The sequence below is a fragment of the Bacillus sp. FSL L8-0152 genome (assembly GCF_038006365.1).
GTDB lineage: Bacteria > Bacillota > Bacilli > Bacillales > Bacillaceae_G > Bacillus_A > Bacillus_A cereus.
Window position 1 is genome coordinate 4,919,194 of the sequence record NZ_JBBOVB010000001.1, and the last position, 22,889, is coordinate 4,942,082.

Sequence of the window (22,889 nt, forward strand, 5' to 3'; positions counted from 1 at the left end):
CACAATACATCTCCTTCTAGAATCCGAGTAGGGATCCAACTTGGTATATAATGAGCGTTAATACATAAGCAACTACGAGTGGATACACGACTGAGAAAATCGTCCATTTCGCTGATCCTGTTTCACGTTTAATAACAGCTACGGTCGCTAAACACGGAACATATAATAAAATAAAGAACATAAATGCATAAGCTGATAATGCTGTATAATGTGCTCCCATTACATTTCCAAGCACATCTTCTTTAACCGCATAAATAATTGCCATTGTAGAAACGACAACTTCTTTCGCTAAAAATCCTGTTAAAAGGGATGCCGCAGCTTGCCACGTTCCAAAGCCGAGCGGTGCAAATAATGGTGCGATAAATCCACCAATCATCGCTAAGTAGCTATCTCCCATATCAACGCCAAATCCTGATGGACCTGCATAATTTAATAACCAAATAACAACCGAACCACCAAAGATGAATGTACCAGCTTTACGAACAAATCCCTTTCCTTTCTCCCACGTGCTCAGCCATAACGTTTTCGCTTGTGGCACACGGTAAGGCGGTAATTCAATTACGAAAATAGATTTTTCTGCTTTCAAAATCGTAAGAGACATAATTTTTGTAACGAGTAATGCCAGAACAATACCTGCGACATATAAAGAAAATACAACAGTCGCCTGACTATTAGGGAAGAATACGCCCGCAAATAATGCATATACAGGTAATCGTGCTGAACAAGACATAAACGGTGTTACTAAAATTGTAAGTAAGCGCTCTTTCTCCTGTTCAATCGTTCTCGCTGCCATAATACCTGGAACGTTACATCCAAAACCGATAATCATCGGAATAAAAGCTTTACCGTTTAAGCCAAAGAACTCCATAATTCTATCCATAACAACTGCAATTCGCGCCATATATCCTGAGTCTTCTAATAATGAAATGAAAAAGAATAGTGCAAAGATTTGTGGTACGAATACTAATACAGCACCAACACCGGCAATAATACCTTCTGTAACGAGTGCTTGAATAAAATCAGAAGCTCCAATACTTGTAAGTCCAGCCGTCACCCAATCCGTAAGCTGACCACCAAAAAACTCATCTAACATATCCGATAAAGGTGTACCAATCCACGTAAACGTAACCTGAAAAATAAAAAACATAACTGCTAAAAAGATTGGAAGTCCTAAAATTTTATGTGTAATTAATCTATCAATTTTTTCTGAAAAAGGAATTTTTCCTTCTTTCTCATGCTTCATAACATTTGTTTTTAACTTTTCAATATACGCTTCACGAGTTTTGTAAATGTGCTCTTCTAACGTACAATCAAGTTTTCCTTCTAAGCGAGATCGAATGGCTATGAGTTCCTTATAAATTGGTAATGCTTTCATTTCTTTTTCTACTACTTCGTTATTGCTTAAAAATTGAAGTGCTAACCATCTCGGATGCTCATAATTCGCTGTCTCTAAAAGAGCAATTACTTCTCCAATTCCTTCATCCATTTGTACACCATATGAAATAAGGAATGGCTTTTTCTCCTTTTTGTCATTTTCTTTAAGAGTCGCAAGTAGTTCTTCACAACCTTTTCCACTTCTTGCAACGACAGGAACGACTGTTACACCTAATAGTTCTGATAATCGTTTTACATCAATGACAATTCCTCTTTGCTTCGCCACATCAACCATATTTAAACCAATTGAGACCGGCTTACCAAATTCAAGTAATTGCAACGTTAAATGCATATTTCTCTCAAATTGCGAAGAATCTACGATATTTAACATATGATTAAATTCTTCTGTTAATAGAAAGTTTGTTACAACACCTTCATCACGTGAAACTGGATTTAAATCATACACACCTGGTAAATCAATTAATGTTCCTTGTCTATCTTTTAATTTACCAACCTTTTTTTCTACTGTTACACCGCTCCAGTTTCCTACGTATTCATAAGAACCAGTAAGTGCATTAAATAATGATGTCTTCCCTGTATTCGGATTCCCTAGCAAAGCTACCTTATTCACGCTAATTCCACCTTTATCATTTTCGCGTCACAATGACGAATACTAATTAACTGTCCACGACACTCCAATGTACAAGGACCTTTGAACATCGCTTTCTGTTTCAAGCGAAGTTCGCTTCCTTCCGCAAGACCGAAAGCAGCTAGTCTACGCTTTAATAGCTGATCTAAAGACTGAATACTTTTTACTAACACTTTCTCTCCAATTTTAATATCTACTAAGCTCATAACCTTCCCCCTCAGAAGAGAATGATAATTATTTTCAAAAAAATTATACCACACCCAATTTCTCTTGTACTATACCCTTTTGCTTCATATTTATTAACATTTCGCTACAATTCTATTTCAATTATTGTCATACAGCATTTGTTTGCCATTCTCATCCATTTCGCTTACAATAAACAATAGCAAATAAAGAATCTCGTTATCACTGGGGGAGCCATGCCGCTGAGAGGGAACACTTCGTTCCGACCCTTCGAACCTGTTAGTTAATGCTAACGCAGGGATTGTGCAAACGTCCGAAATACATACCTCATTTTTATTTACGTATTTCGTATCCTCCTATGATATCTATTCTTTTTTGTACAACTTGGATTTAGGGGGAGACAACATGCGTAACACCAATTTACAAGCGATGATTGAATCTGCTATTCTTGCAGCCTTCGCCTTGGTCATCGACATTTTACCACTTTCAATCAAAATATCAGCAACAGGCGGTTCCATTTCATTTGCTATGATTCCTATTTTTATTATCGCATACCGCTGGGGCTTCAAAATGGCTTTCTTAGGAGGCTTAATTTGGGGATTATTACAAATTGTCGTAGGCGATGCCATTATCGTCACACCAATTCAAGTATTAATTGAATACTTTGTTGCTTTCGCATTCATTGGATTTGCTGGTTTATTCTATCGTCCAATTCAAAAGGCGCTTTTAGCGTCAAATGAAAATAGCGAAGAACAATCAAATTTAGGTAGCCGTAAAGACAAACCTTCATCAAAACCAAACCAAGGAAAGAAAGTAATTGGATACATTATCGTCGCTACTTTTATCGGTAGTCTAGCTCGTTACTTCTGTCACTTTATCGCTGGTATCATTTTCTGGGGACAATATGCACCAAAAGGCCAATCGGCTTTCCTATATTCTTTAATATTTAACGGTAGTACAATGATTGGTTCCTATATTCTATGTACCGTTTTACTTATATTTTTATTTATCACTTCACCACGCTTATTCAAAAGCATCATTGCTTATCAAATGAATACACAAAAAAAGGGCGCTTAATGAGCGCTCTTTTTTCATATCGTAATATTAATTAAAAATACAATAAATGCGCAAAAGAAAATAAATACCATTATACTTAGCCAATTGCTATGCACGGTTCATCGACTCCTTACATAACCTCATATTCTAAACAAATTATACTGATTAAAAATAAAGATTAGGTAAAGATAATATGAAAATAAATTAAAAAAAGCGTAGCATGCATTATCTACGCTTTTTTCGGTAAGTAAAAGTAAAATAATACACCGTCTTCTGTATTTTTCACTCCATATTCAGTATCATGTAGTTCTAAAATATTCTTTGAAATGGCAAGCCCAAGCCCCGTCCCACCTTGTGAACGCTGACGAGCTGTATCCACTCGATAAAAACGATCCCAAATTTTATCTAATTGTTCTTCTTCAATGTGAGTACCTTTATTTTCAATGCACACTTTTATACGATCCTTCTCATCTATTGTAGAAATAATAATATCTTCTTTATTTGGTGTATAACGTATGGCATTCGTAATGAAATTTACGATGACTTGTTCAATCCGGCCTTGATTTGCAATCACTTCAAATGAACATATATTTTTATGAACACGAAGCTCTTTTTTCTCTATTTCCACAGATAGATGTTCACATATGTCTTCAATTACTGTATCAATATAAAACGAATCCTTTTTCATTTTATATGTACCAGATTCAAATTTAGCTAACTCAAGCATATCCAAAATTAACGTATCCATTTTGTCTACTTCTCTCTCCATCGCCTGAAAATAATAATCCTTTTTATGCTCAGCTACCCCGTCTTTTAAAATAGAAATACAGCTTTTCATAATACTTAGCGGTGTTTTTAATTCATGTGAAACACCAGAAATGAATTCTTTTCGCGTCTTTTCTAACTTTCTTTCCTTTTCAATATCTTCTTCTAACTGCCCAATATGCGAATGGAGTTTATTTGATAGCACATTAATATTTTTCGATAAATCTCCAATTTCATCTTTTGAAGTAATCGGTATTTTTTCTGTAAAATCTAATTGTGCTATTTTCTTCGTCGTATCATTTATTTTTAATAATGGTTTTGCAATTTGTTTTGAATAATAAAACGAAGCTAAAAAAATAAGAACGACTACAAATGCAATGATATAGATGTAATAATCTTGCACCATTTGTACAGCTTCATCTACGGGCTGTAAAGAAGCCATCGCATAAATATATGTTACTGATCCGTCTTTTTCTTTTATTGGTTTAATTAATAATTTATATTTTATATCATTCTTTTCATAATCCATTGTTTGTGTTGTATATCGTATTTTATTGCTTTCTTTTAATAATAAATCGGTTTGAAAACCCTTAATATTATCTAAAAATATGCTATTTTTATAAATTAGATTCACAGGACCGTTTACATCTGGTAACTGTACTTTTGTAACACGTCCTCCTATGTAAACGCCTAATTCCTGAGCAGCTTCTTCCTGAACAGCTGGTTTCTTTTCCTTAGCAAGTTGCTCCCCAGCCGCTCTCTTTTTCTCCTCATCTAATTTTATTTTCTCCTGAAATGCTTTTTCTAGCGGTTTATTAGATCCGCTTAAATTCTGCTTAGATAAAGAAAAAGAGAATGGAATAAAACTATCTTCTTTTCTCACTCCAGAAAAATAAATTTCTTGTCCTAAAAACTGCTCTGATAATTTATTATCAATTTCCTCTATATTGACGAGATTGCCTAAGGGAATTTTGAATATTTGTTGTCCAAAGCTCTTTTGTTGCCTACGATCTATCGTTACTTCAAAATAAAAATCATCTGCATGTTTTAAATTCCCGTTCTTATCTAATGTCGTAATCCACGTATTATTTTCTCTTAAAAATTCTTGCTCAAGTTTCTGAATTCCTTCTACGTTTCCTGTGTAGTTTAAATAATTCTTCTCAAAGGAATTTAAATTTACTTTAATATCTTCCACTTTTCGATTCGCATAATATTGTTTAAAAAATATCGTTTGTCCAATAAATATCGTCGCTAAAATCAACATACATAATGCTGTTGTAAGAGTAAATAATTTTAGTACAATTCCTTTTCTCATATATTCCCCTCAAATTTATAACCAGTTCGTACTACAGTTGTAATGTACTTTGCTTTCTCTCCTAATTTATTTCTTAAATTACGAATATGACTATTAACCGTTCGATCATCACCAGCAAATTCATATCCCCAAATTCTTGAAATAAGTTGCTCTCGCGTTAAAACGATTCCTTGATTTTTCATGAAATACGCTAATATTTCAAATTCTGTATGCGTTAAATTAATATCAGTTCGATTTACCGTAACAGTGCGCGACGGAAAATGAACGTGAATATCGTGGATTGATAATGTATCATCTTCATTCTCTAAAAGTTGCTTTGTCACTTTTCTGCTTTCTAACAACCTTTTCGCTCTTGCTAATAAAATTGGCGGACTATATGGCTTCGTCACATAGTCATTTGCCCCAAGTTCAAAACCAAGTAACGTATCGTCTTCATCTACGCGCGCCGTCAGCATAATAATAGGCACCTCGGACGTCTTTCGAATTCTTCGGCAAACAGACCATCCATCGAGTTCTGGCAACATAATATCTAAAATAACTAAATCAACCTCTTCTTCTTCAAATACAACTAAAGCCTCTTTCCCGTCCCTCGCTTCAAACACTACATATTGCTCACTTAAAAAATAATCTTTTAATATTTCACGTAATATGTCTTCATCTTCAACAATTAAAATGTTTTTTGACATAACTTATATCCCCCTCCCGCTTTCAGAAACTATAATTTCACTTCGAATAACTTCCAGTTAACTTCGCCTCGATAATATATCTATCTGGTGCATCCCCTATATAATCAAATGGGTAACAAGTTGTCAGTGTTAATATCGGTTCTTCTTTTTTTATAATAACAGTACGATCATCCGCATGAGTAATCCATGTCTTTTGAATTTCATATGTGTACGTTTTATTATCATACTCTAAAACAAGAGTATCCTTTTCTTTCAACTCTCCTAAATCTGTAAATACAGTATCTCGATGTCCACTCAGTACAGTATGTCCTCCTCCAGATGGGGTTGTCGTTAAATCACTAACAAACATACCAACTCCTTTTTTCAAAGTCGTATCATCCGCTCCCCAATATATAGAAAACTTCTTCTTTATTTTCGGTATGTTTAACATCGCTACCTTTTCACCTTCTTTATGTTCTGTTTTAGAAGATGGTATTTGAGAAGTTACAGGTGTTTCATGAGAAAGTTGAGTATCTTGTATATTTTTAAGGCTCTTTATTTCTTCTGCCGTTAATTGCCCGGCAGAGCTTTTTCCTTTATACCATTCCACAGCGTAATAGGATCCCATGAATAGCCCAATAGCCATCAATATGATACCGATATAATTGAGTAACTTCATTCTTCATTCCTCCATGCCAAAAATGGTAGGAGTAACCTACCATTTTTAATATATGAAATTATCCCATTCTTTATAGGAAAATATTTTATTTACGCTTTAATCTTATTGCGACGATTCAAACCAAATAATGTACCTACCGCTACAAGACATGCACTTAATCCCATCATTGCTACATTATTTGATGCTGTATTTGGTAATTTTTCACCTTGTACAACTGGCTTTGCTACTTCATTCTTTTGCTCGGCTTTTATCGCTGCTTCTTTTTTGGCCATATCGTTTTTTAACTGTTCTTGCGCTATTTTCTTTTTCTCTTCTTCACTTTTTTTCTCAGTTTTTATTGTTTCCTCTTTTTTAGCCATATCATTTTTTTCTTGTACTTGTGCCGCTTGCTTTTTCTCTATTTCACTTTTTTGCTGTTCCTTAATTGCTTCTTCTTTTTTAGCTTTATCTTGTTGCACTTGCGCTTCTTCCTTTGTTACTGTTCCAGTATCCGCACTCGCTACTGAAGAATATCCTACTGTTAAAAGTGCCATTGCACAAATTGGTAATAGTCTCTTTTTCATTTTCATTCTCTCCTTATATTTTATTCACATCAACTCGCATCGGATGTATTACTAGAATAAGCAAGAGATATAAATATAAGATGCAGATGAAATATATTTCATTTAAAGATTTCATTGTAGAAAAAGAAAAAAACATCGCAATATGTACGATGTTTTTTCGGGTGTGTGTCTCAATTATTTACATGTTACTTTCGCGTGATTTGGAAGTAGAACGGGCCGGAGCGATAACTAATTGTCTCGGCTCAGTTTTCTTGAAGTGATTTTTGACGTTACACTTACGACGTTGAACAACCCACGCTTTAATAGGGTTTGTTAAAATAATCTTTTGCTCTTCGTTAGGGGCCTCTTCTTCAAACCTACAACTTTCGCTCCATTTATTCCATTTCATTGTAAATTTAGAAGAAGAATGATCATCTTCACGATCAAACAAGTGCAAAAAATCCATTTTTCCATCTAGCATTACGGTGTTACTAGTCGCTAAAAAAGAAAAGGTCGTCCAACGTTTCTCCATGCCCTCCTACTCCTTTTTCACATATAGAGTGCCTAAAACTTAATTTACCTAAAATATGCTTGCCTTTTACCTTACACCCATAGTTTATCCAAAATGCTATTATGCAACTATCGATTTGCCTTACAACTACCTTACATTTTTGTAAGAAACAAAAAAACCTTCACTCTATATAATGAAGGTTTCTTACTTTTTATCTATATGATCTCTCATATCATCAAGTCCAGCTTCTTTTAGCTGCGACATCATACCGTGCGAAATTGCTCCTAACACTAAAGTCATTCCAATTAATGAAATACGAATCGCAGGTACATCAATTACGTAAGCCAACAGGCCAAGAACAATTGTTAAAAGTAATGCTTTTATAAATGTTACACTTGTGTACTGTTTCTTCTTCATCATATTCACCCTTTATGGAAGCGTTTTCTTAATATACTTAGTATATCATATCATCAGATGATTTTGTCGTTATATTTGTAAAAAATTACTATCTCCTTTGACTTTTTCTATTCTATCCTTTACAGTCGAAATGTTCGCAAGTTTTACACTGTAGGAGGATTACAATGAATATTGAAATAAAAGACACTTTAATTTCTGAAGAACAATTACAAGCAAAAGTTAAAGAATTAGCACTTCAAATCGAACGTGACTTTGAAGGAGAAGAAATCGTAGTTATCGCAGTATTAAAAGGTTCATTCGTATTTGCTGCTGATTTAATTCGTCACATCAAAAATGATGTAACAATTGACTTTATTTCTGCATCTAGCTACGGAAATCAAACAGAAACAACAGGAAAAGTGAAACTACTAAAAGATATCGACGTAAACATTACTGGGAAAAACGTAATTGTTGTAGAAGATATTATCGATTCTGGTTTAACACTTCATTTCCTAAAAGACCACTTCTTTATGCATAAACCAAAGGCACTCAAGTTCTGTACATTACTTGATAAGCCAGAACGCCGTAAAGTAGACTTAACAGCTGAGTATGTTGGCTTCCAAATTCCAGACGAATTTATCGTTGGCTACGGTATCGACTGTGCTGAGAAATATCGTAACTTACCATTTATCGCTTCAGTTGTAACGGAGTAATCGTATAACTTAAAAAATTGATAGTACATAAAATGTATATCGGCGATTTTTTAAATATATCGACTTACCGACAATAACTGACAATGTTAGCATCCAATTAATAGGGAGAAGCTGTTCTAAAATACATGGGAACAGCTCCTTTCTTTCCATTACAAACTACAGGGAGAGATGAAATATGACAAAGACAAAATTTGAAAAAGTACTCCTCATCGTAAATCCGAAAGCTGGTCAAGGTGACTTACATACAAATTTAACAAAAATCGTACCACCTCTTGCCGCAGCTTTTCCTGATCTACATATCCTTCATACGAAAAAACAAGGTGATGCAACAAAATATTGCCAAGAGTTTGCTAGTAAAGTAGATTTAATTATCGTCTTTGGTGGTGATGGAACAGTATTTGAATGCACAAATGGCTTAGCACCTCTCGAAACTAGACCTACACTTGCAATCATTCCAGGTGGAACTTGCAATGACTTCTCTCGCACACTTGGTGTTCCGCAAAACATTGCAGAAGCAGCAAAACTTATCACAAAGGAACACGTAAAACCAGTTGACGTTGCAAAAGCAAATGAACAACATTTCTTAAACTTCTGGGGCATTGGACTCGTATCTGAAGTATCAAACAATATCGATGCAGAAGAAAAAGCAAAGCTTGGTAAAATCGGTTACTATTTAAGTACAATTCGAACTGTAAAAAATGCTGAAACATTCCCGGTAAAAATTACTTATGACGGACAAGTATATGAAGACGAAGCTGTCCTTGTCATGGTTGGAAATGGTGAATATCTTGGTGGTATTCCATCCTTTATTCCGAACGTTAAATGTGATGACGGAACACTTGATATTTTCGTAGTCAAATCAACAGGTATTCAAGCATTTAAAGATTACATCGGAAAGAAACTATTCGAGGATTCAAATGAAAATGACATCTTCCACGTAAAAGCGAAATCCATTCATATTGAAACGAAAGAAGAAAAAGAAGTAGATACAGATGGAGAAAGTTCGCTTCATACACCTTGTCACATTGAATTATTAACAGGACACTTTACGATGATTTATAATCCTGCGGTTGTATAATCAACACTTCATTATACTTTAATAATTACTAAACTTCGTATTTTTGCGAAAAATGCAGTATAATTAATAAGTAAAAGGTTGTTAACAAAAAACGTTAACAACCTTTTTATTTTTTTAAAAAACTTTTCACTTTAGAGGAGCGATCACATGTATTGGAGAAAAAATGATAAGCCTGTAGAAGATCCCGAAGCAATAGCTGTATGGGAATGCACGGCAGAAGACTGCCTTGGATGGATGCGTAAAAATTTTTCATTAGAAGAAGAACCAAAATGTCCATTATGCAAAAATGATATGAATAGTAGCGAGCGTTTATTACAAAAGCTCTAATTCCTACTTTTCTCCACTTTAATTATTAAAATAAAGGATTATCTTTCTCCTTATCTACAAGATGTATTTCCTATATGTGAATCGAAAGAAAATAGATAATAGCGTAGAACATTGAAAGAGAAGAGAGATGGTTTTGCCATCTCTCTTCTCTTTCAAATTCCCCTTATCAAACCCTAGTTATGCACACCTAATTTTAACTAATAAAAACGAAAGACCTTATTACTATTTTCATTTACTAACAATCCCAAAATAAGAACGAACCGTCAACAAATAATAACCAATATAAATAACACTATACACACCGATACTAATTAGTAACGGAACTGCAATTTCATACGGAAGTACTGTCGCTAATCCTTTTAGCGCAAATAAAGTGTGTAATATACCAACTACTAAAGGAATGAAGAAGATAAATCTCATTTGTTTTGCGATTGCTTTTTTCATTTCTTTTTTCGTGACACCGAGTTTTCGAAGAACGATGTAACGCTCACGATCTGCATGTGCTTCTGTTAATTGTTTGAAATAAATAATAGAGCCTGTTGCAAGTAAAAATACAAGTCCTAAGAATATACCACTAAACATCATTAACCCTGACGTTTCAATACCGCTGCGGAATATTGTATAGAAGTCACTGAATTGCCCTCTTCCTTCTGCATCTTCTTCCGGTATCACTTTCTTTAATTTCTCCGTTAACACTTTACTGTTTCTTTCGTCTTTTACATCAATATTTTTCACAGTATGAGAACCAATTGTCTTCTTCGCCTGCTCATATACTTCGTCTGGAACGACAACTAGAAGTTCATATAGGTTTGTAATATTTCGCGCTTGTACTTCTTTCACTTGTACTGGTGCTACTTCTCCAATAGGGAACATAGCTTTTTTTCCTTTATATACACCACTATCTCTGTTCCCTTCGCTATATATGCCATCAAATGCATACAATTCGTTCTTCTTTAAATCTACAGTTTCTTCATTTAAATACTTTGCAATTTTATTAAATGATGACTTTGCGATAATTTCAGTTGTTCTTGCATGTAAACTATCTTTATTTGAAATATTATCACCGTATTCGCCTACTACTTTTACCGTCTCTAACTCATATTGATGAATGATTTCATTCTTTTCTTCTTTTAAAATCTCATTCACTTTACGATCTAATCCCATATCTTTCTTTTCATATGAATAACTAACTGGATGATATTTCTTCGCCTGCATATATGTGTTGTAATACATCGTAACAGACGTTCCAACTGCCGTTAACGTTACTGCGCTTAATACTGCAATTGTTGCTAGCGATTTTGCATTTCCTTTAATGCGGTATAGTAACTGAGATGTCGTAACCATTTTCATTCCGTTATAGAATGAAGATTTTTTATTTCGCACTCTCTTTAATACAAAAACAGTAAAGAACATAAATAATAAATACGTTCCAAGTACTGTCGCTACTACAATGTAAAGTGCAAGTGGCATAAAGTTATCGCTGCCTGCATTTTTAATAGCCGTTACTGACAAGAAATAACCCGAGCCAATTAATAATAAAGAAATGATAGCCATTATTTTTGAACCCTTCGGCATTACTTCGCCTTCGTTATCTGCACGGAATAGCTCGATTAACTTAAATTGATAAATAACGCGGTATCCTTTAAATGATGTATATAAAATAATGAAACAAAAAATAACCGCTGTATCTATAATCGCTCCAATTGGCACTTCAAAATGAACATTTACATGTAGCTCTAACATATTTAAAAGTAGCTTTAGGAATCCTTTTGAAAGTAAACTACCAATTATAATTCCGATTACTAACGATATTAAACCCATTAACATATTTTCATAAAAAAGCATCTTACCTATTTCTTTTTTTCGAATACCAAGTAAAGAATAAAGACCTATTTCTTTCTTACGCTTTCGTGTAAAGAAACCATTCGAATATATAATAAATATTGCAACGAAAATAATAAGCATTACACTCGCAAGCTGGAATCCTCGTCCAATGTTATCTCCAGCTTCACTTATTTGTGAATTGTATTGCAACGCCTTAAACGTAAAATAAATAACGATGCTAAAAATCATGGAAGCAAAGTATATAAAATAATCTTTAAAATTCCGTTTTATATTCCGAAGCGCGACGCTAGATAAGCTCATTTGTAGCACCTCCAGAGATTGAAGACATCATATCAATAATTTGTTGGAAGAACTGTTTACGTGGCATCTCTTTGCGATATAATTCTTTATACAACTTTCCGTCTTTAATAAATACAACTCGTTTACAATAACTTGCTGCAAATGCATCATGCGTTACCATTAAAATCGTTACACGATCTTTTTCATTTAATGTCTTCATACTTTCTAATAAATCTGTCGCTGACTTCGAATCAAGCGCACCCGTTGGCTCATCTCCAAAAATCATACTTGGATTTGTTACAATCGCTCTTGATGCTGCACATCGTTGTTTTTGCCCACCTGACGCTTCATACGGATATTGATTTAAAATATGACTTATTCCAAATTTCTTCGCAATCTCCTCAACGCGAGCTTCTACTTCTTTCGCCTTCACTTTTGATAAAGCGAGCGGCAAAGCGATATTTTCTCGTACTGTTAACGTATCTAATAAGTTATAATCTTGAAAAATAAACCCTAAATGATTACGTCGGAATAACGCCAATTCATCATCATTCATCTTCACAATATCTTTTCCATCAATTAAAATCTCACCCTTCGAAGCTGTATCAATAGTAGAAAGGACATTCAAAAGTGTCGTCTTACCAGAACCAGACGGCCCCATAATGCCAACAAACTCTCCCTCCTTCACCTGTAAATGAATATCCTTCAACGCTTCAAACTTATTACCGCCCGTATCATATATTTTCGAAATCCCTTTCGCCTCTAACATTGTTTTCATCTATCTGTACCTCCTGCTATTATTCTTGATGTTCTCTTTAAGCAACAGAATTCAGTATAGATACATTTTCTTAACAAATAGTAACGGGGTTTCTTAATATTTTCTTAAAAAGAAAAATCCAAAATCATAAGAATTGATTTTGGATTTAATATAGTTAAAATATTAAATTACATTTCGAACAAAAAGGAGTCGAATTCCCTTTTCTAATTTTCGCATCACATTTTGGGCAATATACATATCGCTCTTCTATCATTTGTCGCTCTATCATATGTAAGGATACTATTCTCATACTGCACATAATCCCAATTAATATAAGGCTAACAATGAGTAGCATACCTCTCGCCCTCCCCCTTTATCATTTTACCATAAAATAACAAACCCGATTCTCTCATCTAGAACCGGGTTTATACTTACAATCCTAACTTCACCTTCGCGCCATCAGGAATTATTTCTTCTTCTATTTGTACCTTATCGTGCACAGACTTTCCTCTCGTAATTACATGCCAGTAGGAACCTTTTTGCAATGTATCCACTCCATCAATTGTTATCTCTTTTTTGTTTCCATCCTTATCATATGTGTTCACTGTGTATGCACGGCCTTTATTTCCACCTAAATCTTTTCCATCGTTATCAATTACCGCATAACGATATTCTAATTTAAGAAACGGATTCATGGAATCTACTGTAGCACTCCCATTTAACAAATATGCCGCTCCTGCTATGATGACAAGTAATGATCCTAAAATAAATCTTTTCATCTATATTCCGCCTTTCATTATGTTTTTCTATAAGACCTTTCTAAGTATAGAGAGCATTTCTTAATAAAAACTCGTGCGGTTTCTTAACTTTTTCTTAATGTAACAGGGCTTTGCATCAGCACTTCGATAAATAAAGCCATATTAATAATAAAAGGAGGCTGCCGCCTCCTTTATTTACTCATCACTGTATTTCTTTTTTGTCTGTATAAATAAAACACACTCACAATCAATGCAATACTTCCGCCAAAATACAAACCATACTCTATCGCAACTGCTACAATTCTTTCAATATGTTGTCCAAATAAAGAACCTAGTACGAAATAAACGAGTGTCCAAACAAATCCTGTCGTATAAGAATACAAAGCATACGTCTTAAATGACATATTATTCATTCCAACTAAATACGGCACGATATGTCTTACAACTGGTATGAAATAGCTTGTCACTAACGCGTACTTTCCGTATTTATCAACCATTTCTTGTGATTTTATTAAATACTTCGCTTTTTTCTTTTTCATCAATTTATGGAGTACCTTCGTGCCAAATACCTTCCCTAATATATATCCTAAAGAAAGCCCTGATACAACACCTAAATATGTTAATACAAATGAAGGAACAACACTTAATATACCTACTGAAGATACGAAACCACCACTCATAACAATCATTTCGTCTGGAATTGGCATACCGATAATACCTAACCATAAACAGAAAAATAATGCCCAATAACCGTATTGTTCAATATAAGATAATAATTCATGTAATTCCATTATGCATATGCTCTCCTTAGCTCTTTTTTACAGCTAAAGATGTACGCTGGTGGGAAATTGAGCCACACTTTCTCTAGCGTAATTTCTGGAAAGAAGTGCTGTATAAATCCTTTTTTCACAAGTGAATATTGAAATGTAATAAATTCACCATTCTCATGTATCCCTTCCATTACATTGTTTAAAATACGCTTTGAAACTTCTTCTGGTAAAGAGGTAAAAGGTAATCCCGATAAAACGTAATCCACGCATTCTATATTGAGATCTTCTATATACTTTTTTATATTTTCGGCTGAACCGTGTACAACAATGACGTTCTGCTCATCTTTAAATTTTCTCTTTAGCTCCTTGCAAAACACTTCATTAATTTCAATAAGAAGAAATATTGTTTCCTTCTTCTTTCTCTTCATAATTTCTTTCGTAAAGACTCCTGTACCAGGACCTAACTCTACAATGCATTTCGCTTTATTAAAATCAATTACATCTACCATTTTCTTTGCTAATATTTTTGAACTTGGCGCAATTGCACCAGTATGTTTCGGATGTTTAATAAATTCATGTAAGAATGTTATGAGTTGCATATAAACCTCTCCTCATTCGTTCAATAGTTTCTAACTTGTTTCTAAGTATAACTATTATTTCTTAACAAAAATTGAGGAGATTTCTTAAGATTTTATGAAGAATAAAAAAACAGCTATCGTCTCTAGCGATAGCTGTCCCTTATTACTTCGCACTCACGATCTTATAATAAGAACGAACCGTTAAGAAGTAATATCCAATATAGATGACACCGTATACTCCAATACTAATGAGAAGCGGAATCATAATTTCAAATGGTAATATATTTGATAAACCTTTTAGTGCAAATAAGCTGTGTAAAATACCGATTACTAACGGAATAGCGAAGATAAAGCTCACTTGTTTTGCGATAGCTTTCTTCATTTCTTGCTTCGTTACACCAACTTTATGAAGGACAATGTAACGATCACGGTCAGCACTTGCTTCTGTTAATTGTTTAAAGTAAATAATTGAGCCTGTTGCTAATAGGAATACTAATCCTAAGAATAACCCAATAAACATCATTAAGCCTGTCGTTTCAAGCCCCATTTGGAATCCTGTATAGAAATCGTTAAATGGTTTTAAAACTTCTGATTCTCCAGCTGGCATAATGCTTGCTAATTTTGCTGTTAACTCTTTACTATTTCGCTCACCTTTTACATCAATATTTTTTACAGTACGCGTTTCGTTTACTTGTTTCACTTGCTCATATGTTTTATCAGGAACGATTACAAATAGTTCATTTAAATTTGTAAGGCTTCTATTATTTACACCTTTAATTTTTAATTCTTTTGACTCATTTCCAACAGGGAATACAGCTGTATTTCCTGTATAAAGAGGACCAAAATCAAGTTTCTCAATATATAAGCTATCATATACGAAAGCTTCATTCGCACTTAAATTTACAGGTTCTACATCTAAATGTTTCACATGTTTATTAAAGCTTGATTGAGAAATAAGCTGGTACTGATTCGTAACATTATAGTGTGTGTTCAGAACTTGATCAGCTCTTTCACCTTTAAATGTTCCTTTCACAGGAATCATTTCAACTTCTGATTCATATGTGACTGGGTGATTATTCTTCTCTCCAGCAAGTATTTCATTTACTTTTTTATCTAATGCTGCATCTTTTTTCTCATAGGAATAACTATACGGCGCAGCAACTTTTGATTGCGTAAATGTGTTGTAATACATCGTAACTGACGTACCAACCGCTGTTAATGTAACTGCACTTAAAATAGCGATTGTCGCTAATGATTTCGCATTTCCTTTAATACGATATAGTAACTGCGATGTCGTTACCATATTCATACCATTATAAAATGCTGACTTATTATTTCTTGCACGTTTCAATACAAATACTGTGAAGAACATGAACAGTAAATAAGTCCCTGCTACTGTCGCTAATAAAATATATAATGCAACGACCATAAAGTCTGCATACATAACTGCTTTCATGTACATTAGCGCTAAAAAATAACCTGAACCGATTAAGAAAACTGAAATTAATGCCATGATGACAGATCCTTTTGGCATTGCTTCTCCTTCACGTTCTGCACGGAAAAGTTCAATTAACTTAAAGCGATAAATTAAACGATATCCTTGAAGTGATGTATATAAAATAATCACAAAGAAAATAATTGCTGTATCAATAATGGCAGCCATCGGTACTTCAAAATGAACGTTTAAATTTAATCCCATCATATTTACTAATAACTCAAGGAATAATTTCGAAAGGACACTACCGATCGCAATCCCGATTACTAATGACATTAATCCCATTAACATATTTTCATAAAAGAGCATTTTACCAATTTGTCTTTTACGAATACCTAATAACGAATATAAGCCAACTTCTTTTTTACGTTTACGTGTAAAGAATCCGTTCGAATATATAATGAACACTGCTACGAAAATGATAAGCATCACACTGGAAACTTGGAACGCTCCGCTAATTTTTTTTGAAGCTTCTGCTGCTTTTTCCATTTGTGAATTATATTGCAGTGCTTTAAATGTAAAATAAATAACAATACTAAAAATCATAGATGCGAAATATACAAAGTAGTCTTTAAAGTTCCGCTGTATGTTGCGGAGGGCAATGCTAGATAAGGTCATCAGCCATACCTCCAGAAATAGAAGACATTACGTCAACGACTTTTTGGAAGAACTGTTTACGCGTTGATTCACCACGGTGCAATTCTTTATATAGTTCACCATCTTTAATGAAAATAACTCGTTTACAATAACTTGCTGCAAATGCATCGTGCGTTACCATTAAAATTGTTGAGTTATCATATTCATTTAACGACTTCATACTTTCAAGTAAATCTGTTGCAGATTTAGAATCAAGTGCTCCAGTTGGCTCGTCTCCGAAAATCATACTTGGATTCGTAACAATTGCACGCGATGCTGCACAGCGCTGCTTCTGCCCACCAGATACTTGATATGGGAACTGACTTAAAATATGATCAATACCGAATTTCTTTGAGATTTCAAGAACGCGGCGATCAATCTCACTCGCTTTCACCTTTGATAACGCAAGTGGTAAAGCGATATTCTCTTTCACTGTTAACGTATCTAATAAGTTATAATCTTGGAAAATGAAACCTAAATGATCGCGGCGGAATAACGCTAACTTATCATCATTCATTTTCACAATATCTTTTCCATCAATTAAAATTTCACCGTTCGTCGCATTATCAATTGTAGAAAGAACATTTAGTAAAGTTGTCTTACCAGAACCAGAAGGTCCCATAATTCCAACGAACTCACCTTCTTTTACTTGTAAGTTAATACCTTTTAACGCTGCAAATTTATTACCACCCGTGTCATATACTTTTTCAATATTTTTTGCTTCTAATACTGTTTTCATCTCGACATCCCTCATTTCTTCTATTCTCTATTTTCAACTATATACACTCTCTACTCTTGCCACTATCGATGTTTCTTACACAAACATGACAGTTATGTAAGGCACATAAGTAAAGAAATCAAAAAGTTAACGTAATGAATTAAAGTACTTTGTTACTATAACATTGGGATATCATACCATCCATTCATTCTCCTTACAGGAACATTACAATTTTGTAAGGTAAAAAATGCACCTACAAAGTTGTGCACGAAATGTCGGATGGAGCTATTTCGTTCCTGCTATTCTATGTACAGAGGAGGTCATAATATGGATTCACTTAAAAATATGAATGCTGCAATGCAGTATATCGAAAACAACCTTACACATGAAATTAATTTTAAAGAAGTCGCAAAAATAGCTTACTGCTCCGAATATCATTTCAAGAGAATGTTTTCTTTTTTAGCTGGCATATCACTATCAGAATATATTCGCTGTAGACGTCTTACCCTCGCTGCCTTTGAACTAAAAAACAACAATGTAAAAGTCATTGATATCGCTATAAAATATGGATACAACTCGCCAGATTCATTCACTCGTGCATTTCAAAACTTGCACGGTATAACACCTTCAGAGGCCCGAAATAGTAGCCATTCTTTGAAGGCTTATTCACCAATGACCTTCCAATTATCTATTCAAGGAGGAAATGAAATGAACTATCGAATTGAAGAAAAAGAGCCATTTCGAATTATAGGTATTACAAAACGAGTCCCAATCGTTTTTAACGGTGTAAATGAAGAAATTGCTTCTATGTGGAAAAGTTTAAACCCAGAGTCTATTCAAACATTAAAGTCCCTTTCAAACATTGCACCTACTGGAATTATTAGTGCTTCTACTAATTTTTCTGAAGGAAGAATGGCGGAAAAAGGAGAACTTGATCACTATATTGGAGTAGCCACAACAAAGGATTGTCCAGAGCAGTTTAAACAACTCGAAGTCGCAGCTTCAACATGGGCTATATTCGAAGCTGTCGGTCCATTTCCTGATGCACTACAAAATGTATGGGGGCGTATTTATTCTGAATGGTTCCCTTCTTCGAACTATGAACTAGCGGAAGGACCGGAAGTATTGTGGAATGAACAGAAACACATATCTTCTCCAAACTTTAAAAGTGAAATTTGGATACCGGTTTTGAAGAAGTGATAAAAAAACAAAGCTGCTCTTCCCTAAAAGGAAAAGCAGCTTTATTTACATTTTCAACTCTTCTTTATAAATACTATATGACTTTATTGTTGATACGATAATACATATTAATATGATTCCAATCCCCATAAAAATATTAAATGGATCTGGAAGCAAAGCCCCGGCATATATACAAAGTGAACCTATTACAAATACCCTCGAAGCAAATCTATGTGTTTTTCTCCAAACTACAGGATTTTCTAATGTCCAGTCCATTCGAATGCCTACTAACCCGTTCGGCTTCGTTTGTTGCATGTAATTACCTAGTACAAGAAACAATGTTCCAAATCCAAAATTAAATGCAATTGAGCCCGATGCAATATAATTAGACGCTGCTAATAGTGCAAATATGTTACATCCAAATCCGATAAAGAGAATGGCATAATTAATCGCTGAAAGAACTTTGGATTGCTGTGTAGACTTATCTTTTATGAATCCAAAAACTAGCCATATCATATAGAGCACTACCATACTACCTATCGAGAATGAACTTGCTTCTATTTTAGAAAAATATCCATCTACTACTCCTGCTGCATTATAATGGCGTGGAATTTGTTCTGGTAAATATGGCCATACAATATACCATCCAATTGCAATGCCAATAATTAAACTCCATGGTAATACGTGTCTTTTCATCCTCTCTCCCCCATAATTTTTTATTAGGCCCCTATTTCTTTTTTATAAGCAATATATGAATATCCCATCGTTAATCCTACTGCACCAATAATAATTCCAACCATTACGAAAGATTTCCACGTTACTGGTGCAAAAACACTTAAAATCATAATGATCCCCAATGCAACAAACACCTTTCCGCTAAAACGGTGTGTCTTTCTCCATACTTCTTCGCTACTTAACGTCCACGGCGTTTTTATACCTACAAAATAATTTGGTTTACATTGTGGTAAATAGTTTCCGATGACTATAAATAAAATACCCACTAATAATTCCGGCACGCGATTAATGAATAAATTGTATCCTAATCCACTTGTAATAATATCTATATTTCCTACAAATAGTAGCAATAGTACACCATTATTCATCATCATAAAGGCTTTAGAAAATTTCTCGTAATTTGCTTTTCTTGGATCAATCTTTGGTATCACATTTAGAAATATATATAATGCAATCATAATTCCGACCATAGAAATCATTCCGTAAAATTTAGAAGAATATCCATCTACCTTACCTCCGCTCCAATGCGTTGCAATTGTATCCGGCAAATGTGGCCAAGCAAACGCCCAAGCTAAACAAGTTATAACAATTAATAAGATTGCAAAAAGATGTTTTTTCATTTCCCCTCTTCCCCCTTATTCGTAAATGTAAACACCCAAGTTAATAAATCTTGAAAGACAGTTGTGTTTAAAGAGTACACAACAAATTGCCCTTTCTTTTCATCTTGAATAAGTTCAGCATTTTTAAGTGCGCTTAAGTGGTGTGAAATACTTGGTTTTGTCATATTGAAATGTTCAGCGATTTCACCAGCGGTTAAATCACCTTCTTTTAATAAGTCTAAAATTTTTCGCCTTGTTGGATCTGCTAATGCTTTGAATGCTTGATTCAATGTCTTTCTTCCTTTCGATAATTAGACATTTAGATATTTATCTAAATGTTAAACCGATTACCGTTATTTGTCAATTTCATCCAGCGCCCTTTTTACTTTTCTCACTTTTAACCTATACTGTTTACTAGCTTATCTTTCAACATAATGAAAAGACTTGAAACACATGATACACTATAGCTACAATTGTTTTTTTGAGGAGGAATATACATATGTATAAAATTTTAATCGTTGAAGACGATCCAAATATTTCATCATTACTGCAATCTCACATTCAGAAGTACGGTTATGAGGCTGTGGTAGCGGAGAATTTCGATGATATTATGGAATCGTTTAACGCTGTGAAACCACATCTTGTTTTACTTGATGTAAACTTACCGAAATTCGATGGTTTCTACTGGTGCCGTCAAATTCGTCATGAATCTACTTGTCCAATTATTTTCATTTCAGCTCGTGCTGGTGAGATGGAACAAATTATGGCAATTGAAAGCGGTGCGGATGATTACATTACAAAACCGTTCCACTACGATGTTGTAATGGCGAAAATTAAAGGACAATTACGTCGTATTTACGGTGATTATGCACCAAATATTTCTGAACGTATCGTTGAAGTAGAAGGTTTAAAACTATTCCCAGAACGTCCTGAAATTCACTTCGGATCTGAACAAGTTCTTTTAACGAAGAAAGAAGCTATTTTAGCTGAAATGTTATTATCTAAATTCCCTCGTACAGCGAGCCGTGAAGATTTATTAGCTGCGCTTTGGGATGACGAGAGCTTCGTTGAAGAAAATACATTAAACGTAAACATTACGCGTCTTCGTAAAAAGTTTAATGAGCTTGGCATTGAGAACTCTATTGAAACAGTACGTGGACTTGGATATCGCTTTAACGCAACTTGGAGTGAATAAGCATGAAGCTATTTTTACGTGATCATTTTGCATTTTTCCTACTGTACGTTTTAAACTTCGGTATCATTTTCGTTCTTTATGATGCAGTAGATGGATTTCAAAACAATAAATTTTACTTCGTCGTTTTAAGTTTATATTTATTTATTTGTTTCCTCGCTTACCGTTACGTTCGCAATCGTAGAATGTACCATAGATTAAGTGAGCAACCAGAAAAAATGGAAGATGCGTTTATTGAAAGAGCGACTGCTCCGATGCCTCACGGTGTCAATGAACTCGTGCGTACGCAGTACCGCCTCTTCCAAAAAGAACTACAATCGTATGAAGTAAAACAACAAGAACATCAACTATTCATTAACCATTGGGTACATCAAATGAAGACACCTGTTTCTGTTATGCAGCTTATGGTGCTAGAAATGGAAGACGAGCATTTAATTCCAAAGTTTAAAAAAGAATTAGAGCGTCTAAACCAAGGGCTTGATATGGCTTTATACATGGCTAGGTTAAATAACTTCCATGAAGATTTCCATGTCGAGACGATTTCATTAAAAGATACGGTAACAAAAAATATTAATGGATTAAAAGAACTATTCATTCGTAATGGTGTCTTCCCTGTTTTAGAAGTCCATTCTGATTTAAAAGTTGCTTCTGATGCGAAATGGCTAAAATTTATCATCTATCAATTAATGACAAACGCTGTTCGTTACTCCGGTGAGCGCGGAAAGAAAGTTTTCTTATCTGCTTACCGAAACGGAAAAGATATTATTTTAGAAGTTCGTGATGAAGGTGTTGGTATTCCACAAGAAGATATTCGAAGAGTATTTGAACCGTTTTACACTGGGAAAAACGGTCGCGCCTTCGGAGAATCTACTGGTATGGGACTTTATATTGTAAGTAAAATTTGTGATTATTTAGGTCACTCTGTCAAACTAGATTCTGAAGTTGGTAAAGGAACGACGATTAAAATCATCTTCCACAACGCTGCAAATAATCAAGCAGAACATACGGAGAAGGTGACCGAAGTATGATCGTAACATATGCAAGCAAAATGTATGAGAACTCACTCTCATACATTTTTTGCAATACAACTACTTC

General features: G+C 34.2%; 26 protein-coding genes and 1 riboswitch. Of the genes, 7 read left to right on the forward strand and 19 right to left on the reverse strand.

Annotation, left to right across the window (positions count from 1 at the left end; all coding sequences use genetic code 11):
• Positions 1 to 16 precede the first annotated feature (16 nt).
• Together feoB and MHH27_RS25005 are read right to left on the reverse strand one after the other, a co-directional pair.
• Entirely contained in the window at positions 17 to 2,005 is a 1,989-nt protein-coding gene (feoB, locus tag MHH27_RS25000) for a ferrous iron transport protein B (protein ID WP_053563489.1), read from the reverse strand.
• Positions 2,002 to 2,229, reverse strand: a complete 228-nt coding sequence (locus tag MHH27_RS25005) for a FeoA family protein (RefSeq protein WP_000060512.1) — start codon at positions 2,227 to 2,229, stop codon at positions 2,002 to 2,004. The genes feoB and MHH27_RS25005 overlap by 4 nt, the downstream gene beginning before the upstream one ends.
• Positions 2,230 to 2,423: 194 nt before the next feature.
• A riboswitch (TPP riboswitch) is annotated at positions 2,424 to 2,525 on the forward strand.
• Positions 2,526 to 2,611: 86 nt separating this feature from the next.
• Here MHH27_RS25005 and MHH27_RS25010 point away from each other — a divergent pair.
• Complete coding sequence (locus tag MHH27_RS25010; protein WP_340944470.1) at positions 2,612 to 3,283, forward strand: energy-coupled thiamine transporter ThiT; 672 nt, start codon at positions 2,612 to 2,614, stop codon at positions 3,281 to 3,283.
• Between the two features lie 208 nt (positions 3,284 to 3,491).
• Here MHH27_RS25010 and MHH27_RS25015 read toward each other — a convergent pair whose 3' ends face one another.
• The 6 genes from MHH27_RS25015 to MHH27_RS25040 all read right to left on the reverse strand — a co-directional run bounded on the left by MHH27_RS25015 (position 3,492) and on the right by MHH27_RS25040 (position 8,159).
• Complete coding sequence (locus tag MHH27_RS25015) at positions 3,492 to 5,342, reverse strand: sensor histidine kinase (RefSeq protein WP_340944472.1); 1,851 nt, start codon at positions 5,340 to 5,342, stop codon at positions 3,492 to 3,494.
• The gene (locus tag MHH27_RS25020) at positions 5,339 to 6,028 is read right to left on the reverse strand and encodes a response regulator transcription factor (protein WP_000041862.1); all 690 of its coding nucleotides are present in this window, start codon (positions 6,026 to 6,028) and stop codon (positions 5,339 to 5,341) included. Before MHH27_RS25020 ends, MHH27_RS25015 begins: the two co-directional genes overlap by 4 nt.
• Positions 6,029 to 6,065: 37 nt before the next feature.
• On the reverse strand, positions 6,066 to 6,686 hold the full coding sequence (locus MHH27_RS25025; RefSeq protein WP_340944475.1) for a class D sortase: 621 nt from the start codon (positions 6,684 to 6,686) through the stop codon (positions 6,066 to 6,068).
• A gap of 89 nt (positions 6,687 to 6,775) precedes the next feature.
• Positions 6,776 to 7,249, reverse strand: coding sequence for an LPXTG cell wall anchor domain-containing protein (locus tag MHH27_RS25030; protein ID WP_098236118.1), 474 nt, complete (start codon positions 7,247 to 7,249; stop codon positions 6,776 to 6,778).
• A 178-nt stretch (positions 7,250 to 7,427) separates the two neighbouring features.
• Positions 7,428 to 7,760: a hypothetical protein gene (locus MHH27_RS25035; protein WP_000415613.1), complete on the reverse strand. Its 333-nt coding sequence runs from the start codon at positions 7,758 to 7,760 to the stop codon at positions 7,428 to 7,430.
• A 183-nt stretch (positions 7,761 to 7,943) separates the two neighbouring features.
• On the reverse strand, positions 7,944 to 8,159 hold the full coding sequence (locus tag MHH27_RS25040) for a hypothetical protein (protein ID WP_002001286.1): 216 nt from the start codon (positions 8,157 to 8,159) through the stop codon (positions 7,944 to 7,946).
• Positions 8,160 to 8,320: 161 nt separating this feature from the next.
• On the opposite strand from MHH27_RS25040, the gene hpt reads away from it, so the two are divergent.
• The 3 genes from hpt to MHH27_RS25055 all read left to right on the forward strand — a co-directional run bounded on the left by hpt (position 8,321) and on the right by MHH27_RS25055 (position 10,253).
• The gene (hpt, locus tag MHH27_RS25045; protein ID WP_001019295.1) at positions 8,321 to 8,848 is read left to right on the forward strand and encodes a hypoxanthine phosphoribosyltransferase; all 528 of its coding nucleotides are present in this window, start codon (positions 8,321 to 8,323) and stop codon (positions 8,846 to 8,848) included.
• Positions 8,849 to 9,023: 175 nt separating this feature from the next.
• Entirely contained in the window at positions 9,024 to 9,926 is a 903-nt protein-coding gene (locus MHH27_RS25050; RefSeq protein WP_098236117.1) for a diacylglycerol/lipid kinase family protein, read from the forward strand.
• A 147-nt stretch (positions 9,927 to 10,073) separates the two neighbouring features.
• Positions 10,074 to 10,253: a cold-inducible protein YdjO-related protein gene (locus MHH27_RS25055; RefSeq protein ID WP_000289925.1), complete on the forward strand. Its 180-nt coding sequence runs from the start codon at positions 10,074 to 10,076 to the stop codon at positions 10,251 to 10,253.
• Positions 10,254 to 10,481: 228 nt separating this feature from the next.
• Here MHH27_RS25055 and MHH27_RS25060 read toward each other — a convergent pair whose 3' ends face one another.
• The 8 genes from MHH27_RS25060 to MHH27_RS25095 all read right to left on the reverse strand — a co-directional run bounded on the left by MHH27_RS25060 (position 10,482) and on the right by MHH27_RS25095 (position 18,110).
• Entirely contained in the window at positions 10,482 to 12,398 is a 1,917-nt protein-coding gene (locus MHH27_RS25060; RefSeq protein WP_098250700.1) for an ABC transporter permease, read from the reverse strand.
• The gene (locus tag MHH27_RS25065) at positions 12,385 to 13,155 is read right to left on the reverse strand and encodes an ABC transporter ATP-binding protein (protein ID WP_098250699.1); all 771 of its coding nucleotides are present in this window, start codon (positions 13,153 to 13,155) and stop codon (positions 12,385 to 12,387) included. The genes MHH27_RS25060 and MHH27_RS25065 overlap by 14 nt, the downstream gene beginning before the upstream one ends.
• A 154-nt stretch (positions 13,156 to 13,309) precedes the next feature.
• On the reverse strand, positions 13,310 to 13,489 hold the full coding sequence (locus MHH27_RS25070; protein ID WP_098250698.1) for a hypothetical protein: 180 nt from the start codon (positions 13,487 to 13,489) through the stop codon (positions 13,310 to 13,312).
• Between the two features lie 76 nt (positions 13,490 to 13,565).
• Positions 13,566 to 13,913 (reverse strand): YxeA family protein, encoded by a 348-nt coding sequence (locus MHH27_RS25075; protein WP_088349406.1) that lies wholly within the window; start codon positions 13,911 to 13,913, stop codon positions 13,566 to 13,568.
• Positions 13,914 to 14,083: 170 nt separating this feature from the next.
• Positions 14,084 to 14,683 carry a DedA family protein gene (locus MHH27_RS25080; RefSeq protein ID WP_098250696.1) on the reverse strand — a complete coding sequence of 200 codons (600 nt, stop codon included), beginning with the start codon at positions 14,681 to 14,683 and terminating at the stop codon, positions 14,084 to 14,086.
• Positions 14,683 to 15,261 (reverse strand): class I SAM-dependent methyltransferase, encoded by a 579-nt coding sequence (locus tag MHH27_RS25085; protein ID WP_001176052.1) that lies wholly within the window; start codon positions 15,259 to 15,261, stop codon positions 14,683 to 14,685. The genes MHH27_RS25080 and MHH27_RS25085 overlap by 1 nt, the downstream gene beginning before the upstream one ends.
• Before the next feature lie 142 nt (positions 15,262 to 15,403).
• On the reverse strand, positions 15,404 to 17,353 hold the full coding sequence (locus tag MHH27_RS25090; protein WP_000176150.1) for an ABC transporter permease: 1,950 nt from the start codon (positions 17,351 to 17,353) through the stop codon (positions 15,404 to 15,406).
• Positions 17,340 to 18,110: an ABC transporter ATP-binding protein gene (locus MHH27_RS25095; RefSeq protein ID WP_000859656.1), complete on the reverse strand. Its 771-nt coding sequence runs from the start codon at positions 18,108 to 18,110 to the stop codon at positions 17,340 to 17,342. The genes MHH27_RS25090 and MHH27_RS25095 overlap by 14 nt, the downstream gene beginning before the upstream one ends.
• A gap of 306 nt (positions 18,111 to 18,416) precedes the next feature.
• Here MHH27_RS25095 and MHH27_RS25100 point away from each other — a divergent pair, with 306 nt between their 5' ends.
• Entirely contained in the window at positions 18,417 to 19,289 is an 873-nt protein-coding gene (locus tag MHH27_RS25100; RefSeq protein ID WP_090976794.1) for an AraC family transcriptional regulator, read from the forward strand.
• A gap of 45 nt (positions 19,290 to 19,334) precedes the next feature.
• On the opposite strand, the gene MHH27_RS25105 is transcribed toward MHH27_RS25100, so the two are convergent.
• The 3 genes from MHH27_RS25105 to MHH27_RS25115 are packed head-to-tail and all read right to left on the reverse strand — an operon-like array spanning position 19,335 to position 20,892.
• Positions 19,335 to 19,964, reverse strand: coding sequence for an SdpI family protein (locus MHH27_RS25105; RefSeq protein WP_090976792.1), 630 nt, complete (start codon positions 19,962 to 19,964; stop codon positions 19,335 to 19,337).
• Between the two features lie 23 nt (positions 19,965 to 19,987).
• Positions 19,988 to 20,623, reverse strand: coding sequence for an SdpI family protein (locus tag MHH27_RS25110; RefSeq protein ID WP_090976789.1), 636 nt, complete (start codon positions 20,621 to 20,623; stop codon positions 19,988 to 19,990).
• The gene (locus MHH27_RS25115; RefSeq protein ID WP_001070531.1) at positions 20,620 to 20,892 is read right to left on the reverse strand and encodes an autorepressor SdpR family transcription factor; all 273 of its coding nucleotides are present in this window, start codon (positions 20,890 to 20,892) and stop codon (positions 20,620 to 20,622) included. Before MHH27_RS25115 ends, MHH27_RS25110 begins: the two co-directional genes overlap by 4 nt.
• Positions 20,893 to 21,101: 209 nt before the next feature.
• Between MHH27_RS25115 and MHH27_RS25120 the strand changes: the two genes are divergently transcribed.
• Both MHH27_RS25120 and MHH27_RS25125 read left to right on the forward strand, forming a co-directional pair.
• Positions 21,102 to 21,797 carry a response regulator transcription factor gene (locus MHH27_RS25120; RefSeq protein ID WP_000276738.1) on the forward strand — a complete coding sequence of 232 codons (696 nt, stop codon included), beginning with the start codon at positions 21,102 to 21,104 and terminating at the stop codon, positions 21,795 to 21,797.
• 2 nt (positions 21,798 to 21,799) lie between these two features.
• Positions 21,800 to 22,822: a sensor histidine kinase gene (locus MHH27_RS25125; RefSeq protein WP_000765342.1), complete on the forward strand. Its 1,023-nt coding sequence runs from the start codon at positions 21,800 to 21,802 to the stop codon at positions 22,820 to 22,822.
• Positions 22,823 to 22,889: the final 67 nt, after the last annotated feature.